The sequence below is a fragment of the Paracoccus sp. S4493 genome (genome assembly GCF_000967735.1).
Classification (GTDB): Bacteria; Pseudomonadota; Alphaproteobacteria; order Rhodobacterales; family Rhodobacteraceae; genus Paracoccus; species Paracoccus marcusii.
In genome coordinates, this window is sequence record NZ_JXYF01000005.1 from 1 (window position 1) to 326 (window position 326).

A 326-nucleotide genomic window follows, 5' to 3' on the forward strand; every position below is an offset into this window, starting at 1 on the left:
CCGCGACGACATCGTCAAGATCCTGGTGATCCCGTGACGCAAGCCCCGCCGACCGCCATCCGCCTGCATGACCGCGACAACATCATGGTCGCCCTGATCGCCCTGGCCCCCGGCGCGCCGCTTGATGCCGGATGCGCTGCGACAGAGGCGATCCCCGCGGGCCACAAGGTCGCTATACGCCCCATCGCGCCCGGCGAACCGGTCCTGAAATATGGTCAGGTCATCGGCATCGCCACCCGGCCCATCGCGGCGGGGGCGCATGTCCATGTCCAGAACCTTGGCATGGGGGCGCACAAGCAGGATCACGGCTTTGGCAGCGCGGCGGG

The 326-nt window shown here is 68.7% G+C and carries 1 protein-coding gene; it reads left to right on the top strand.

The window, feature by feature from the left end; all coding sequences use genetic code 11:
• Positions 1–33: 33 nt before the first annotated feature.
• Positions 34–326, top strand: a 293-nt coding sequence (locus TW83_RS01530; protein ID WP_045981015.1) for a UxaA family hydrolase, incomplete at its 3' end; no start/stop codon positions are given.